The organism is Enterobacter sp. 22466, assembly GCF_052044775.1.
Lineage (GTDB): Bacteria > Pseudomonadota > Gammaproteobacteria > Enterobacterales > Enterobacteriaceae > Enterobacter > Enterobacter dissolvens.
The window spans coordinates 266,151-281,199 of sequence record NZ_JBQENX010000001.1; the positions used below are offsets into that span (position 1 = coordinate 266,151).

14 protein-coding genes are annotated in these 15,049 nt (G+C 57.4%); 6 read left to right on the forward strand and 8 right to left on the reverse strand.

The window, feature by feature from the left end; all coding sequences use genetic code 11:
* Positions 1–38: 38 nt before the first annotated feature.
* On the forward strand, positions 39–1,691 hold the full coding sequence (ushA, locus tag ACTJJI_RS01210; RefSeq protein WP_440652742.1) for a bifunctional UDP-sugar hydrolase/5'-nucleotidase UshA: 1,653 nt from the start codon (positions 39–41) through the stop codon (positions 1,689–1,691).
* A gap of 110 nt (positions 1,692–1,801) precedes the next feature.
* Here the strand turns inward: ushA and ybaK are convergent, their stop codons facing one another.
* From ybaK to copA, 3 genes are all read right to left on the reverse strand, one after another.
* Positions 1,802–2,281, reverse strand: coding sequence for a Cys-tRNA(Pro)/Cys-tRNA(Cys) deacylase YbaK (gene ybaK, locus ACTJJI_RS01215; protein WP_440652744.1), 480 nt, complete (start codon positions 2,279–2,281; stop codon positions 1,802–1,804).
* A gap of 199 nt (positions 2,282–2,480) precedes the next feature.
* Positions 2,481–3,275, reverse strand: coding sequence for a TraB/GumN family protein (locus ACTJJI_RS01220; RefSeq protein WP_046888909.1), 795 nt, complete (start codon positions 3,273–3,275; stop codon positions 2,481–2,483).
* Positions 3,276–3,423: 148 nt separating this feature from the next.
* Positions 3,424–5,922, reverse strand: coding sequence for a copper-exporting P-type ATPase CopA (copA, locus tag ACTJJI_RS01225; RefSeq protein WP_440652747.1), 2,499 nt, complete (start codon positions 5,920–5,922; stop codon positions 3,424–3,426).
* A gap of 108 nt (positions 5,923–6,030) precedes the next feature.
* On the opposite strand from copA, the gene cueR reads away from it, so the two are divergent.
* Positions 6,031–6,441: a Cu(I)-responsive transcriptional regulator gene (gene cueR, locus ACTJJI_RS01230; RefSeq protein WP_440652749.1), complete on the forward strand. Its 411-nt coding sequence runs from the start codon at positions 6,031–6,033 to the stop codon at positions 6,439–6,441.
* On the opposite strand, the gene ACTJJI_RS01235 is transcribed toward cueR, so the two are convergent.
* Together ACTJJI_RS01235 and ACTJJI_RS01240 are read right to left on the reverse strand one after the other, a co-directional pair.
* Positions 6,438–6,890 (reverse strand): NfeD family protein, encoded by a 453-nt coding sequence (locus tag ACTJJI_RS01235; protein WP_014830921.1) that lies wholly within the window; start codon positions 6,888–6,890, stop codon positions 6,438–6,440. The genes cueR and ACTJJI_RS01235 overlap by 4 nt on opposite strands.
* Positions 6,887–7,801: an SPFH domain-containing protein gene (locus tag ACTJJI_RS01240; RefSeq protein ID WP_008499312.1), complete on the reverse strand. Its 915-nt coding sequence runs from the start codon at positions 7,799–7,801 to the stop codon at positions 6,887–6,889. Before ACTJJI_RS01240 ends, ACTJJI_RS01235 begins: the two co-directional genes overlap by 4 nt.
* 155 nt (positions 7,802–7,956) lie before the next feature.
* Between ACTJJI_RS01240 and fetA the strand changes: the two genes are divergently transcribed.
* Together fetA and fetB are read left to right on the forward strand one after the other, a co-directional pair.
* Entirely contained in the window at positions 7,957–8,628 is a 672-nt protein-coding gene (fetA, locus tag ACTJJI_RS01245) for an iron efflux ABC transporter ATP-binding subunit FetA (RefSeq protein ID WP_046888524.1), read from the forward strand.
* Positions 8,621–9,403, forward strand: a complete 783-nt coding sequence (gene fetB / locus ACTJJI_RS01250) for an iron efflux ABC transporter permease subunit FetB (protein WP_014830924.1) — start codon at positions 8,621–8,623, stop codon at positions 9,401–9,403. The genes fetA and fetB overlap by 8 nt, the downstream gene beginning before the upstream one ends.
* Before the next feature lie 70 nt (positions 9,404–9,473).
* Here the strand turns inward: fetB and ACTJJI_RS01255 are convergent, their stop codons facing one another.
* The 3 genes from ACTJJI_RS01255 to tesA are packed head-to-tail and all read right to left on the reverse strand — an operon-like array spanning position 9,474 to position 11,809.
* The gene (locus ACTJJI_RS01255) at positions 9,474–10,328 is read right to left on the reverse strand and encodes a co-chaperone YbbN (protein WP_083021298.1); all 855 of its coding nucleotides are present in this window, start codon (positions 10,326–10,328) and stop codon (positions 9,474–9,476) included.
* A 58-nt stretch (positions 10,329–10,386) separates the two neighbouring features.
* Positions 10,387–11,157 (reverse strand): SDR family oxidoreductase, encoded by a 771-nt coding sequence (locus ACTJJI_RS01260; RefSeq protein ID WP_063412447.1) that lies wholly within the window; start codon positions 11,155–11,157, stop codon positions 10,387–10,389.
* 28 nt (positions 11,158–11,185) lie between these two features.
* A complete protein-coding gene (gene tesA, locus ACTJJI_RS01265; RefSeq protein ID WP_014830926.1) occupies positions 11,186–11,809 on the reverse strand; it encodes a multifunctional acyl-CoA thioesterase I/protease I/lysophospholipase L1 in 624 nt (207 codons plus the stop codon).
* Here tesA and ybbA point away from each other — a divergent pair.
* Positions 11,780–12,466 carry a putative ABC transporter ATP-binding protein YbbA gene (ybbA, locus tag ACTJJI_RS01270; RefSeq protein WP_013095914.1) on the forward strand — a complete coding sequence of 229 codons (687 nt, stop codon included), beginning with the start codon at positions 11,780–11,782 and terminating at the stop codon, positions 12,464–12,466. The two genes, tesA and ybbA, sit on opposite strands and share 30 nt — an antisense overlap.
* Positions 12,463–14,877 (forward strand): putative ABC transporter permease subunit YbbP, encoded by a 2,415-nt coding sequence (ybbP, locus tag ACTJJI_RS01275; protein ID WP_440652754.1) that lies wholly within the window; start codon positions 12,463–12,465, stop codon positions 14,875–14,877. Before ybbA ends, ybbP begins: the two co-directional genes overlap by 4 nt.
* The last annotated feature ends 172 nt before the right edge of the window (positions 14,878–15,049 follow it).

Sequence of the window (15,049 nt, forward strand, 5' to 3'; positions counted from 1 at the left end):
TAATTTTTGCGTTTGTCTATTGGTCAGGGAGAGAGAAGATGAAGTTAATGAAGCATGGCGTTGCGCTGGCGCTGCTCGCCGCATGGGGTCTGGTAAGCCTGCCCGCACAGGCGTATGAAAAAGACAAAACGTATAAAATTACTATCCTGCATACCAACGACCATCATGGCCATTTCTGGCGCAGTGAGTACGGCGAATATGGCCTGTCGGCGCAAAAAACGCTGGTGGATGGCATTCGTAAAGAAGTTGCCGCCGAAGGGGGCAGCGTGCTGCTGCTGTCGGGCGGCGATATCAATACCGGTGTGCCGGAGTCCGATTTACAGGATGCCGAGCCTGATTTTCGCGGCATGAATTTAATCGGTTACGATGCGATGGCCGTCGGAAACCATGAGTTTGATAACCCACTGAGCGTCCTGCGTCAGCAGGAGAAGTGGTCAAAATTCCCGTTCCTCTCCGCCAATATCTATCAGAAAAGCACCGGCGAGCGCCTGTTCAAACCGTTGGCGCTGTTTAAGCGTCAGGATCTGAAAATCGCGGTGATTGGCCTCACCACGGACGACACGGCAAAAATTGGCAACCCGGAGTTCTTTACCGATATCGAATTCCGTAAACCGGCAGACGAAGCGAAGCTGGTGATTCAGGAGTTGCAGCAAAACGAAAAGCCGGACGTGATCATCGCCACCACCCATATGGGCCATTACGACAACGGTGAGCATGGTTCTAACGCGCCGGGCGACGTTGAAATGGCGCGCAGCCTGCCTGCTGGCTCACTGGCGATGATTGTGGGTGGTCACTCACAAGATCCGGTGTGCATGGCGTCAGAGAATAAAAAACAGGTGGATTATGTTCCGGGCACGCCGTGTGCACCAGACCGTCAGAACGGGATCTGGATTGTGCAGGCGCACGAGTGGGGTAAATACGTTGGCCGTGCCGACTTTGAGTTCCGTAACGGCGAGATGAAACTGGTGCATTATCAGCTCATCCCGGTCAACCTGAAGAAAAAAGTGACCTACCCGGACGGGAAAAGTGAGCGCGTACTCTACACCCCGGAGATCCCTGAGAACCCACAGATGCTCTCCCTGTTAACCCCGTTCCAGAATAAAGGCAAAGCGCAGCTGGACGTGAAAATCGGTACCCTGAACGGGCGTCTGGAAGGGGACCGCAGCAGAGTCCGTTTCGTACAGACCAATATGGGTCACCTGGTGCTGGCGGCACAAATCGCGCGCACCGGCGCTGATTTTGGTGTGATGAGCGGCGGCGGGATCCGTGATTCCATCGAAGGCGGGAATATCACCTATAAAGATGTGCTGAAGGTGCAGCCGTTTGGCAACGAGGTGGTTTATGCCGACATGAGCGGGAAAGAGGTGATTGAGTACCTTACCGCCGTGGCGCAGATGAAGCCGGACTCCGGCGCCTATCCGCAGTTCGCTAACGTCAGCTTTGTGGCCAAAGACGGCAAGCTCAACGATCTCAAAATCAAGGGTGAGCCGGTTGATCCCGCGAAAACCTACCGTCTGGCAACCTTAAGCTTTAATGCCACCGGCGGTGATGGTTATCCGCACATCGATAACAAACCGGGCTATGTGAATACCGGCTTTATTGATGCCGAGGTTCTGAAGCAGTTTATCGAGCAGAATTCACCGATCGACGTGAATGCGTATGAGCCGAAAGGCGAGGTGAGCTGGCAGTAGCGTTGTGCGGCCTGATGCCCTCTCCCACCGGGAGAGGGCGCGAACACAAAAAACGGTAACGCCTGTTACCGTTTTGCTTTTACCTCGCAGCCGCCACCCGGCTTTTTCTTTTAATCCCGGCGCGCAATATCCGCAAACTTCGCTTCCAGCATTTTGGCCAGATCGCCTGCGGCCAGTTCGATATCCAGCCCGCGCTTGCCGCCGGAAATATAGATGGTTTCAAATTCCTGCGAAGGGGCGTCAATCAGCGTTGGCAGGCGTTTTTTCTGCCCGAGCGGGCTGATCCCGCCCACCAGATAACCCGTGGTGCGTTGCGCAACCATTGGGTCTGCCATATCTACCTTTTTCGCTCCCAGCGCTTTGGCCACTTTCTTCAGATCCAGTTGCCCCGCCACAGGCGTGACTGCGACGGCAAGGTGCTTCATATCGCCATTCACGGCCACCAGCAGCGTTTTATAGACCTGGTCGGCGTTCAGCCCCAGTTTGCGCACCACTTCATCACCAAAATTGGTTTCGTTCGGATCGTGATCGTAAGTGTGGATCCGGAAAGAAATTTTGTTTTTTTCGAGTAATTTAACGGCGGGAGTCATAGCTATCCTTCTTACGACAGACAATTCATGCTGACAGCATACGCCTGACGTTTGTCTAAAAAATAGCACCATCTTGCGCAATAGTATTGGCAGTGATGGTCACTTTGAGCGACAATCGGCTCAACCGAAGGTCTCCTTCGGCATAATAAAAACGATGAAATTCCTCTTTGACGGGCCAATAGAAATATTGGCCATTTTTTTATTTCAGCAGCGACGGCAAATTCCCTTCTCCGTACAAATGTAATGCCCCCACCGCAACCACGTAATGCCCGGCAGGTAACGCATGCAGCGTCTGTCGCCATGCCGCATTGCGTGCGTTCATCAGCACATCATACAGCGATTCACTGAACGTCGACGGCAACGTTAATTTCCCCTCCGCAGGCGGGGCATCCAGCCACCAGCCAATCATGGTTTGCAGCAGACGGGCGTTGGTATGCCAGTGCGTCAGCGTATCATCAAGCAGGATGAGACCATCATCAGGCAACTGGCGAAGGAGGGCAATCTGACTGTCGGTACCTTCCAGCTCAATGATCGGCAGACGGCGTGCCCGGGCCGCATTCAGCAGCTGGTAATCAATACCGTAATCACCGCGCAGCCCCAGACGCTGCGCCTGCGTCGCCTGCAATATCATGGCAATCTGCCAGAGCGGCAGGGTGTCCAGCATCGAGAGCGAAACGCCGGTTTCATCCGCCACGCGCGTCAGTTCGGCGAGCTGAGCCTCGTCCAGACGGTCGGCCAGGGTGAGATCGCTCTCCAGCCCGGCAAAGGGAGACTCGTGGCCTGAAATATCCGCCTCAACCACCAGCGCATCGGCCTGCTTCAGGAGGGATAACAGACCAGAGGGCAGCGGAGACATATCCTGCGTGCCCATATGTATGCTGCCCACCAGGTGCAGATGCTGACCGCCGGGGAGCGAGATATCCATTCCGGGCCAGGAATAACGGCGGGGGAAGAGGGCGCGAAACGATGTTTTTATACGGCGAAACAGACTCATACGCGCTCCATAAACGGAAAGGTTCATGCTAACGCGTGGGGAAGGGCGGTGCAACAGGTGAACGTCGGCACGTTTCGTAGGCCTGATAAGCGCAGCGCCATCAGGCAAAAAAACCGGGTGGCGCTGCGCTTACCCGGCCTGCAACGTATTACGCTTTCGGTTTAAAGCGCAGCAGCCGGTTGGCGTTGCTCACCACGGTAATGGAGGAGAGCGCCATCGCTGCACCTGCGACCACCGGGTTAAGCAGCGTACCGGTCAGGGGCCACAGAATGCCGGCAGCAATCGGGATACCGAGCGAGTTATAGATAAACGCCCCCAGCAGGTTCTGCTTCATGTTGCGCAACGTAGCTTTCGAAATTGCCAGCGCATCGGCAACACCCATCAGGCTGTGTCGCATCAGTGTGATGGCTGCCGTCTCAATGGCCACGTCGCTCCCGCTTCCCATGGCAATCCCCACCTCTGCCTGTGCCAGCGCCGGAGCATCGTTAATACCGTCGCCAACCATCGCGACCTTGCGCCCCTGCTGTTGCAGCGCCTTAATGGCGTCCGCTTTGCCGTCCGGCAGGACACCGGCAATGACTTCGTCGATCCCCGCTTCTTTGGCGATGGCATTAGCCGTGGTTGGGTTATCCCCGGTTAACATCACCAGACGGTAGCCCGTGCGGTGCAGTCGTTGTAAGGCATCCACACTGTCCTGACGTAACGGATCGCGCACGGCCAGCAGGGCCGCAATGTGACCGTCTACCGCGAGCAGGACAGGGGTTGCGCCCTGTGATGCCTGGGCATTCAGTTCACTTTCCAGCGCTGAAGTTGCTATGCCGTTTTCATTCATCAGGGCCTGGTTACCCAGCAGCAGTGTGTGTCCTTCGGCCTCACCGCTGACGCCTAATCCGCGCAGGGTGCGGAAGTTGTTCACCTGCGGCAGGCTGGCCTCACCGGCTTTCTCAATGATGGCACGCGCCAGCGGGTGGCTGGAGCCTTGTTCTAAGGCCGCGGCGAGACGCAGTGCGTCAGCCTCCGCGAAGCCTGAGGTATGCACGGATACAACCTGCGGTTTACCTTCGGTCAGGGTACCGGTTTTATCAAAGACCAGCGTGTCGAGAGTGCTGGCGCGTTGCAGGGCGTCGGCATCACGCACCAGCACGCCAAATTCGGCGGCACGACCCACGCCGGAGATAATCGACATCGGCGTCGCAAGGCCGAGCGCGCAAGGACAGGCGATAATCAGTACCGTGGTGGCGATCACCAGGGTATAGACAATTTGCGGCGCCGGGCCGAAGAAATACCAGATAGCCGCGCTCAGCAGCGCGATGCCCACTACTACCGGCACAAAAATGGCGGAGATTTTATCGGCCAGCTGACCTATTTCAGGCTTACTGCTCTGTGCCTGGCGCACCATGCGGATAATACGGGACAGCGTGGTGTGGCTTCCCACCGCACTGGCGGTGAACAGCACACTGCCGTCCTGCACCACCGTACCGGCATGCACGCCATCACCCTGTGATTTCTGCTGCGGAATGGGTTCCCCGGTGAGCATCGCTTCGTCAAACCAGGCTTCGCCCTGCGTGATGTCTCCGTCCACGGGAACGCGGTCACCGGTGGTCAGACGCAGCGTCATACCGGGCTGAACCTCGGCCAGCGGAACGCTTTTTTCTCCGTCGTCAGTAACCACGCGGGCGGTCGGCGGGGTTAAATCCAGCAGCCGCTCCAGCGCTTTTGAGGAGCGCTGACGGGCGCGGGCTTCCAGCATATGGCCTAAGTTGATCAGGCCGATGATCATCGCGCTCGCTTCATAGTAGAGATGGCGTGCTTCCATCGGGAACCACTGCGGCCAGACGTTCACGCTCATGGAGTAGAGCCATGCTGCACCGGTGCCAAGGGCTACCAGCGTATCCATGGTTGCGGTGCGGTTTTTCAGGCTCTTCCAGGCGCTGGAGTAGAAATGCCCGCCTGCAAATACCATTACACCAAGCGTAATGATACCAATGACCAGCCACAGCGTGCGGTTGTCGTCGGTGACCATCATGTTGTCACCGATCATGCCCCACACCATTACCGGGATCCCGACCAGCAGCGCAACAATGGCCTGCCAGCGGAAGCGTTTCATGGTGGCGATAGCTGTTTCCTGCTGGCGTTCGCGACGTTTGGCATCATCTTCGATGGCCTCTGCGCCATAGCCCGCTTTTTCAACGGCCTGCACTAATTCTGCGGCGGAGGCACTGCCCATCACCAGCGCAGTACGCTCCGCAAGATTGACCCGTGCCTGTGCAACTCCGGGTACCGCCTGCAAGGCATTTTGCACCCGGGAGACGCAGCTGGCGCAGCTCATGCCGTTGATCAGCAGCTGTTGGCTGTCATCGATATCATCAGCTGCCGGAAGCTCAGAAGTGGCCGCTGTCAGTGCTTCCGACGGGGATGATGACTCTGCCAGCGGTTTAGCCTTTGGGTGGCTCAGCTCCGCCCCATAACCTGCCTGTTTGATGGTATCAATCAGCGCTTGCGCACTGGCGCTGCCGGTGACGGCGGCGTGATCAATCGTAACGTCAGCGCTTTCAACATCAGGACGCTGTTCCAGACTTTCTTTAACGCGTTTGACACAGTGGCCGCAGGAGAGGCCGTCCAGTGTCAGGTCAATTGTGTGAGACATAACAAAACTCCCGTATAATGAACTGGTCAGTTGTTGACCGGAGTAACGCTTTTCGCTAACTGTTATGAAGGTTAAACCTTCCATCAAGGGGAAGGTCAAGGGGGAAATGTGAATATCAGCGATGTTGCGAAAAAAACCGGATTGACCAGCAAAGCGATCCGTTTTTATGAAGAGAAGGGGCTGGTGACGCCGCCGCTGCGCAGCGAAAACGGCTACCGCAGTTATACGCAACTGCATCTGGATGAGCTGACGTTAATGCGTCAGGCACGGCAGGTGGGTTTTAACCTTGAAGAGTGCGGTGAGCTGGTTAATCTGTTCAACGATCCAAAACGCCACAGCGCAGACGTGAAAAAGCGCACGCTGGAAAAAGTGGCGGAGATTGAACGCCACATTACGGAGCTGGAAGCGATGCGCAAGCAGCTGCTGGCGCTGGCGGAGTCCTGTCCGGGGGATGACAGCGCCGACTGCCCGATTATCGATAATCTGGCCGGCTGCTGTCATCGTAAGGCGCATGCCTAGCAGGCTTTAACCCGAAGCGTAATTCCTTCCACCGCAATGACCTCAACCCGCGTCCCGGCGCTGAGGTCATCGTCGGCCACCACCGGCCATGAGCTATCACCCACGCGCATGTGTCCGCGGCCGTTCACCAGCGCGGTCTCAAGCGTAAAACGTCTGCCGACAATCTGCTGTCCACGCTGATTGAGGTGGGCATCGACCGGCTTTTGCTCTTTAACCTGACGGTTGAGCCAGCGCCACCACAGCCAGGCGGCCACCAGCGTCAGCACGGCAAACAGCGCGCCCTGCCACGCCCAGTCCAGGGGCAGCAGCCAGACCAGCAGCCCGGTAATGACCGCGGCCACACCGCTCCAGAGCAGATAACCGTTGCCACCAAGCATCTCTGCGGCCAGCAGTAAGCCGCCCAGGCTTAGCCAGAAAGCATGAGGATGTGCGACGATCAGCTCAATCATTTTTTGCGCTCGTTTCCACTGTCTTTAATCAGTTCAGCAATCCCGGCGATAGAGCCCATCAGACTGCTGGCATCCAGCGGCATCATGACCACTTTGCTGTTATTTGCCGAGCCGATCTCTTTCAGCGCATCGGTATATTTTTGCGCGACAAAGTAGTTCACGGCCTGGATGTCACCGGCGGCAATAGCCTCGGATACCATCTGGGTTGCGCGGGCTTCCGCTTCGGCAGAACGCTCACGCGCCTCCGCCTGCAAGAAGGCGGACTGGCGATCCCCTTCCGCCTTCAGGATCTGCGACTGTTTTTCCCCTTCGGCTTTCAGGATCTCCGCCTGACGCACCCCTTCGGCTTCCAGAATATAGGCACGCTTGGTTCGCTCAGCCTTCATCTGGGCGTTCATCGAGGCGATGAGCTCGGCAGGAGGACGAACGTCCCGGATCTCAATACGGGTCACTTTAATGCCCCACGGGTTTGTCGCTTCATCAACAATATGCAGCAGACGGGTGTTGATGCTGTCACGCTGAGAGAGCATTTCGTCCAGCTCCATAGAGCCGAGTACCGTACGGATGTTGGTCATCGTCAGGTTGACAATCGCCAGCTCCAGGTTGCTCACCTCATAGGCGGCTTTTGGCGCATCGATAACCTGAATAAAGCAGACGGCATCGATGGTGACGTTGGCGTTATCCTTGGAAATAACCTCCTGCGAGGGGATATCCAGTACCTGTTCCATCATGTTGATCTTACGACCAATTCTGTCCATGAAGGGAACAATCAGGCTTAAACCTGGCTGGAGTGTATTGGTGTAGCGGCCGAAGCGTTCAACGGTCCACTGATATCCCTGCGGGACAATTTTGACCCCAGCCCCCACGATAACCAGGGCAACGAAAATAAGGACAGGAACAACGATAAGCATAAAAACCTCCTGTTTTGCATGCTGTTGATGAGTGAAAATGCATGTTTATTGTTCATTAGTATATCGGCTATCGGGTTGAAATTCGCCTCTGAAAACAGGCTGGAAAAAGATTATGCTACAGACGATTCTTACAAGACGCGGTTAATGGAAGCGGAATGAGCGATAAAACAAACGTATTACACCTCAGGGATGTTGGATTTCGTGTCGGGAATAACACGATCCTTCAGCACGTCGGGTTTTGCCTTGCACCGGGCGAGTTTAAATTAATCACCGGGCCGTCAGGTTGCGGCAAAAGCACATTACTGAAGATTGTGGCTTCACTGTTAAGCCCCACGGAAGGAACCATTCTGTTTGAGGGTAACGATATTGCGACCCTCTCCCCGGAACGCTATCGCCAGCAGGTCTCGTACTGCGTCCAGACCCCTTCGCTGTTCGGCGAAACGGTTTATGACAACCTGATCTTCCCGTGGCAGATTCGCCAGCAAACGCCGGATCCTGAAAAATTTATCGCTGACCTGGCCCGCTTTGGCCTGGCGCAGGAGACGTTGACCAAATCCATCAATGAGCTGTCCGGGGGCGAAAAGCAGCGCGTCTCGCTGATTCGTAACCTGCAGTTTTTACCGAAGGTGCTGCTACTCGACGAAATCACCAGCGCGCTGGATGAGGCCAATAAGCGCAACGTGAACGACATCATCCATCGCTACGCCAGCGAACAGAATATCGCCGTGCTGTGGGTGACACACGACTCAAACGAAATTGCCCATGCGGATGATGTCATCACGCTGCAGCCGCAGGGTGGAAAATGGCAGGAGGCAAACCATGGGTGAGCATAATATCACCAACGAATCGCTGGCGTTTTCGATGGTACTGGTACTGGTGGCGATTGTCGTGAGCTACCGGGAAAAGCTGGGGCTGGAGAAAGATATCCTCTGGAGCATCTGCCGTGCGGTGATCCAGCTCATCATCGTTGGCTATGTGCTGAAGTACATTTTCAATGTTAATCATGCGGTGCTGACGCTGCTGATGGTGCTCTTCATCTGCTTCAACGCGGCGTGGAATGCGCAGAAGCGCAGCAAATATATCGATAAGGCGTTTGTCTCGTCGTTTATTGCCATTACGACCGGGACCGCACTGACGCTGGCGGTGCTGGTGCTATCTGGCTCTATTGAGTTTACGCCGATGCAAGTGATCCCCATCTCCGGGATGATCGCCGGGAACGCCATGGTGGCGGTAGGGCTGTGCTACAACAACCTTGGCCAGCGTTTTAGCAGTGAGCAACAGAAGCTGCAGGAGAAGTTAAGCCTTGGGGCAACCCCGAAAGTGGCGTCGGCGCGGCTGATTCGCGAGAGTATTCGCTCCTCGCTGATCCCCACGGTGGATTCGGCGAAAACCGTCGGGCTGGTGAGCCTGCCGGGGATGATGTCAGGGCTGATCTTCGCCGGGATTGATCCGGTGAAAGCGATCAAATATCAGATCATGGTGACCTTTATGCTGCTCTCCACGGCGAGCCTGTCGACCATCATTGCCTGTTACCTGACCTACCGGAAGTTCTATAACGCCCGGCATCAGCTGGTGGTGACGCAGCTGAAAAAGGTGCGATGATTATGCCGGGCCTGCAGGTCTGAAGATGTTTTGCAGGCCCGGTAAGCGATAGCGCCACCGGGCTTTTTTATCAATACAGCAGCGCGTACAGCTGACGACGGTACTTCGACGCCAGCGCATCGCCGGTACCCAGCGCGGCCAGGATCTCCTGGAACATTTTCCGCGCCTGACCGTCTGCAGCCGCCAGATCGTTTTGCAGATGGCTGAACAGCAGTTCCAGCGCCTCTTCGTTTCGGCCCACCTGGTGCAGCTGGAGTGCCAGCTGGCTTGCCAGCGCGGCGTCGGCCGGGTTATCGGCAACCTGCTGCTGCAGTTGCTGGATTTCCGGGGTATCCGCCGCCTGTTTTAGCAGCTCAATTTGCGCCACGAGGCCCTGGTAGCGGGTGTCCTGATCCTGCAACGGGATCGTCTTCAGCACGGCTTCAGCGTCTTCTGAGCGGTGCAGGGCAATCTGCGTTTCAGCCAGCAGCAGGCCAATCTGGCTGTTCTGCTTAGAGAGCTGCCAGGCGTCTTTCAACAGCGGCAGCGCGTCGTCGTATTGACCTTCCTGCATCAGCGCCATGGCTTCCTGCGCTTTTAGCTCCTCCTCACGCGGCAGCACTTTATCCAGCAGGGCGCGGATCGCCTCTTCAGGTTGCGGCCCCTGGAAGCCATCGACAGGCTGTCCGTTCTGGAAAAGGTAAACCGTTGGGATGGCGCGCAGGCCAAACTGAGAGGCCACCATGGGTTCTGCGTCACAGTCCAGTCTGGCGAGAATGAACTGGCCGTTGTATTGCGCGGCAAGGCTTTCGAGGATCGGCGTCAGCTGCAGACAGTGTTGGCTGCGTTCAGACCAGAAGTAGAACAGTACCGGTTTAACCATCGACTGTTCGAGGACCTGTTGCAGGTTTGCTTCAGTGATATTGACGATATTCTGTACGGACATGCGGCATTCTCTTTTATCGGTGTGTTATTTACATGGGGATGAGCGTCGTCGCTTCAACTCAACCGTGTAAAATTTTGTCCATCATCCGGCCCGGCAGCAGGCGTTTTAACCAGCCTACGGCATGGGTGACCAGCGTTACCGGGTAGCGCATTTTGGGGTTATCGCTCTCAAAAGCATGGCGCACTTTCGCGACAACCGCTTCCGGCCCAAGGGTAAAACGTGCGGCAATGCCGGGGTTTTCGACCGGTTTGTCCGCCTGCGTCTGGTTAACGTTATCCGTAAACCGGGTGCGGATGGGACCGGGTTCAATCAGGCTCACCTTAATCCCGCTGTGACGCAACTCCATGCGCAGGGCGTCCGACCATGCTTCAAGCGCATATTTGCTGGCGGCATACGCGCCGCGGCCGGGGGTAGAAATCAGCCCCATCACCGAGGAGGTCATCACGATACGCCCTTCACCGTGTGGCAGCATCGCCGGAAGCAGGCGCATGGTGAGCTGATGCACACCGAAAAAGTTGCTGGAAAACTGTTGTTCAAGCTGTTCGCGGGAGATCGTATTCAGCGGGCCATAGAGACCGTAACCGGCATTATTGAACAGACCGTACAGACGGTTGCCGGTCAGGGCGAGCACCTCATCGGCGGCGCGTTCAACGCTTTCTGGTGAGTCCAGATCCAGCAACACGCTGGTGAACCCCATCCCGTTGAGGCGTTCCACATCGTCAGGTTTACGGCAGGCTGCCAGCACCTGAAATCCCTGACGCTTTAATTCGAGCGCACTTTCAAGACCAATTCCGCTGGAACATCCTGTAATTAAGACCGATTTTTGCATAACTTTACCTGTCAGGATCTCCGCTTAATCAGGAGTCATGGTTAACTAAAGGAGCCAGCCGCGTTGCCATCCAGTCGGCAATAAACGGCTGTGCATCGCGATTGGGGTGGATCCCGTCATCCTGCATCCAGTTGGGTTTGAGATAGACCTCTTCCATGAAAAATGGCAGCAGCGGAATATCAAACTCGTTGGCAAGCTTAGGGTAGATCGCACTAAAGGCTTCATTATACCGACGACCGTAGTTGGCGGGCAGGCGAATTTGCATCAACAGCGGCTGGGCGTTCGCCGCTTTAATGTCCTTCAGGATGGTGCGCAGGGTTTGTTCCGTTTGCTGAGGCTGGAAGCCACGTAATCCGTCGTTACCGCCCAGCTCCACCAGTACCCATCGCGGTTGATGCTGTTTGAGCAAGGCTGGCAGACGCGACAGGCCTTGCTGCGAGGTATCACCGCTGATGCTGGCGTTGATAACAGCTGTTTTGCTCTGCCATTTTTCGTTGAGCAGAGCCGGCCAGGCCGCACTGGCCGCCATACGATAGCCTGCGCTGAGGCTGTCGCCGAGAACCAGTAACGTGTCCGCTGCCGCCGCGCGGAAAGTCATCAGAATCAAAAACAGGAAGGGCAAATGCCAGCGGAAAACATTGTTGAAGTTCATCGTCTTAAGAAGTCCGTCGGTCAGGGGGAACACGAGCTTTCCATCCTCACCGGAGTTGAACTCGTTGTCAAACCTGCCGAAACCATTGCGCTGATTGGCGAATCCGGTTCCGGAAAGTCCACGCTGCTGGCTATTCTGGCCGGACTGGACGACGGCAGCAGCGGCGAGGTTAACCTGGTCGGACAGCCGCTGCATCAGCTTGATGAAGAGGCGCGTGCCGCGCTACGTGCCCGTCACATCGGCTTTGTGTTTCAATCCTTCATGCTGATCCCCACCCTGAACGCGCTGGAAAATGTTGAGTTGCCCGCGCTGCTGCGCGGTGAAAGCAGCCGTGAAAGCCGCGATCATGCGAAGGCATTGCTGGAACAGCTGGGGCTGGGGAAACGCCTTGACCATCTTCCGGCGCAGCTTTCAGGTGGAGAGCAGCAGCGCGTGGCGCTGGCCCGCGCATTTAATGGTCGCCCGGAGGTGCTGTTTGCCGATGAACCCACCGGGAACCTGGACCGTAAAACCGGAGATAAGATTGCCGATCTGCTGTTCTCGCTCAACCGGGAACATGGCACCACGCTGATTCTGGTCACGCACGATCCGCAGTTGGCCGCCCGCTGCGATCGTCGCCTGCGGCTGGTCAACGGTGAATTGCAGGAGGAAGCATGATTGCCCGCTGGTTCTGGCGCGAGTGGCGCTCGCCTTCGCTGCTGATTGTCTGGCTGGCGTTGAGCCTGGCGGTGGCCTGCGTGCTGGCGCTGGGCAGCGTCAGCGATCGCATGGAGAAAGGGCTTAGCCAGCAAAGCCGCGAATTTATGGCGGGCGACAGGGCGCTGCAAAGCTCGCGCGCCGTTCCGCCGGGCTGGATAGACGAAGCGCGCAAGCGGGGGCTGAAGGTCGGGGAGCAGATAAGCTTCCAGACCATGACCTTCGCCGGTGACACGCCGCAGCTGGCCAGCGTCAAAGCCGTGGATGATATCTACCCGATGTACGGTGAACTGCAGACCAGCCCGCCAGGCGTCAAGCCGAAACCCGGTACGGTGCTGCTGGCACCGCGACTGATGGCGCTACTGAACCTGAAAACCGGTGACAGCATCGACGTGGGGGATGCGACGCTGACCATTGCCGGGGAGGTGGTTCAGGAACCCGATTCCGGCTTTAACCCGTTCCAGCTCGCCCCACGCTTGCTGATGAACACCGCAGACGTGGCGAAAACCAACGCCGTGCAGCCGGGGAGCCGCGTCACCTGGCGCTATAAGTTTGGCGGCACGCCTGCGCAGCTGGAGGCGTATGAAAAATGGCTTCTGCCGCAGTTAAAACCGGAGCACCGCTGGTACGGGCTTGAGCAGGATGAAGGCGCGCTCGGCAAGTCTCTTGAACGCTCTCAGCAGTTTCTGCTGCTCTCGGCGCTGTTAACCCTGCTGCTGGCCGTGGCGGCGGTAGCCGTGGCGATGGGGCACTACTGCCGCAGTCGCTACGATCTGGTGGCGATCCTCAAAACCCTTGGCGCGGGCAGGGCGCAATTGCGGAGGCTGATTGTCGGCCAGTGGCTGATGGTGCTGGCGCTGTCGGCCGTCACCGGTGGGGCGACAGGTCTGTTGTTTGAAAAGCTGCTGATGATGCTCCTGAAACCGGTACTGCCTGCCGCGCTGCCGCCAGCAAGCTTCTGGCCGTGGCTGTGGGCGATTGGCGCGATGACCGTGATTTCATTGCTGGTGGGGTTGCGCCCGTACCGGCTCCTGCTCGCCACCCAGCCGCTACGCGTGATGCGCCGCGATGTGGTGGCCAGCGTCTGGCCGCTCAAATACTACCTGCCGGTGATGATTGCCGTGGTGGTCGGGCTCCTTGCCTGGCTGATGGGCGGGAGTACCCTGCTGTGGGCCGTGCTGGTCGGGGCGGTGGTTCTGGCGCTGCTGTGTGGCGTGCTGGGCTGGATGTTGCTCACTGTTCTGAAAAGGGTAACGATAAAATCCCTTCCCGTGCGGCTGGCGGTGAACCGTCTGCTGCATCAGCCGTGGTCAACGCTGAGCCAGCTTTCGGCGTTTTCGCTGTCGTTTATGCTGCTGGCGCTTCTGCTGGTGCTGCGCGGGGATCTGCTGGATCGCTGGCAACAGCAGCTTCCGCCGGAAAGCCCGAACTATTTTCTGATCAATATTGCCCCCGAACAGGTGACGCCACTGAAGGGTTTTCTGTCCGGGCATCACATTATTCCTGAGTCGTTCTATCCGATCGTGCGTGCACGCCTGACGCAGATCAACGGTCAGTCGACGGAGGGGAATAAAGATGAGTCGCTCAATCGTGAGCTAAACCTGACCTGGCAGGAGAAGCGCCCGGATCACAACCCGATCACCGCCGGAAGCTGGCCGCCGAAGGCCGGGGAAGTGTCGATGGAAGAGGGGCTGGCGGAGCGTCTGAAGGTGAAGCTGGGAGACAGCGTGACCTTTACCGGCGACACGCAGGACTTCAGCGCCAGGGTTACCAGCCTGCGCAAGGTTGACTGGGAAAGCCTGCGGCCTAACTTCTTCTTCATCTTCCCGCCGGGCGCCCTGGACGGGCAGCCGCAGAGCTGGCTGACCAGCTTCCGCTGGGAAAACGGCAACGGCATGCTGACGCAGCTTAACCGGGAGTTTCCGACGGTGAGCCTGCTGGACATCGGTGCGATCCTCAGACAGGTCGGGCAGGTGCTTGAGCAGGTCAGCCGCGCGCTGGAGGTGATGGTGGTGCTGGTGACGATCTGCGGCGTGCTGTTGCTACTGGCGCAGGTACAGGTAGGCATGCGTCAGCGTCACCAGGAGCTGGTGGTCTACCGCACGCTGGGCGCAGGCAAGCGACTGCTGCGCGCCACGCTCTGGAGCGAGTTCGCTCTGCTGGGGCTGGTGGCAGGCCTGGTGGCAGCCATTGGCGCAGAGGCGGCGCTGGCAGTACTGCAGGCGAAAGTCTTCGACTTCCCGTGGGAGCCAGACTGGCGTCTGTGGCTGACGCTGCCGGTGTGCGGTGCGCTTCTGCTTTCACTTTGCGGCGGCTGGCTCGGAACGCGGCTGTTAAAAGGCAAAGCACTGTTCCGCCAGTTTGTCAGTTAGTTCACGGACGTGATGGTTGCGTACCGGTTTAAATGCTGGTACGCAGCCTGTTAACAGCACAAATCGATAATACCCACTCATTTAGTAGCACAAAACATTAAAAACCCGCCCACACAGTCCGTTTATTTCCAGTTAATATTCACACGCTAAATATTTAGCAGCGTGTCTATTA

Excerpts from the sequence above, each read along its gene's own strand:
- ushA (WP_440652742.1), top strand. The coding sequence starts at position 39 with ATGAAGTTAATGAAGCATGGCGTTGCGCTGGCGCTGCTCGCCGCATGG.
- ybaK (WP_440652744.1), bottom strand. The coding sequence starts at position 2,281 with ATGACTCCCGCCGTTAAATTACTCGAAAAAAACAAAATTTCTTTCCGG.
- ACTJJI_RS01220 (WP_046888909.1), bottom strand. The coding sequence starts at position 3,275 with ATGAGTCTGTTTCGCCGTATAAAAACATCGTTTCGCGCCCTCTTCCCC.
- copA (WP_440652747.1), bottom strand. The coding sequence starts at position 5,922 with ATGTCTCACACAATTGACCTGACACTGGACGGCCTCTCCTGCGGCCAC.
- ACTJJI_RS01235 (WP_014830921.1), bottom strand. The coding sequence starts at position 6,890 with ATGATTGAGCTGATCGTCGCACATCCTCATGCTTTCTGGCTAAGCCTG.
- ACTJJI_RS01240 (WP_008499312.1), bottom strand. The coding sequence starts at position 7,801 with ATGCTTATCGTTGTTCCTGTCCTTATTTTCGTTGCCCTGGTTATCGTG.
- fetA (WP_046888524.1), top strand. The coding sequence starts at position 7,957 with ATGAGCGATAAAACAAACGTATTACACCTCAGGGATGTTGGATTTCGT.
- fetB (WP_014830924.1), top strand. The coding sequence starts at position 8,621 with ATGGGTGAGCATAATATCACCAACGAATCGCTGGCGTTTTCGATGGTA.
- ACTJJI_RS01255 (WP_083021298.1), bottom strand. The coding sequence starts at position 10,328 with ATGTCCGTACAGAATATCGTCAATATCACTGAAGCAAACCTGCAACAG.
- ACTJJI_RS01260 (WP_063412447.1), bottom strand. The coding sequence starts at position 11,157 with ATGCAAAAATCGGTCTTAATTACAGGATGTTCCAGCGGAATTGGTCTT.
- ybbA (WP_013095914.1), top strand. The coding sequence starts at position 11,780 with ATGCCAGCGGAAAACATTGTTGAAGTTCATCGTCTTAAGAAGTCCGTC.
- tesA (WP_014830926.1), bottom strand. The coding sequence starts at position 11,809 with ATGAACTTCAACAATGTTTTCCGCTGGCATTTGCCCTTCCTGTTTTTG.
- ybbP (WP_440652754.1), top strand. The coding sequence starts at position 12,463 with ATGATTGCCCGCTGGTTCTGGCGCGAGTGGCGCTCGCCTTCGCTGCTG.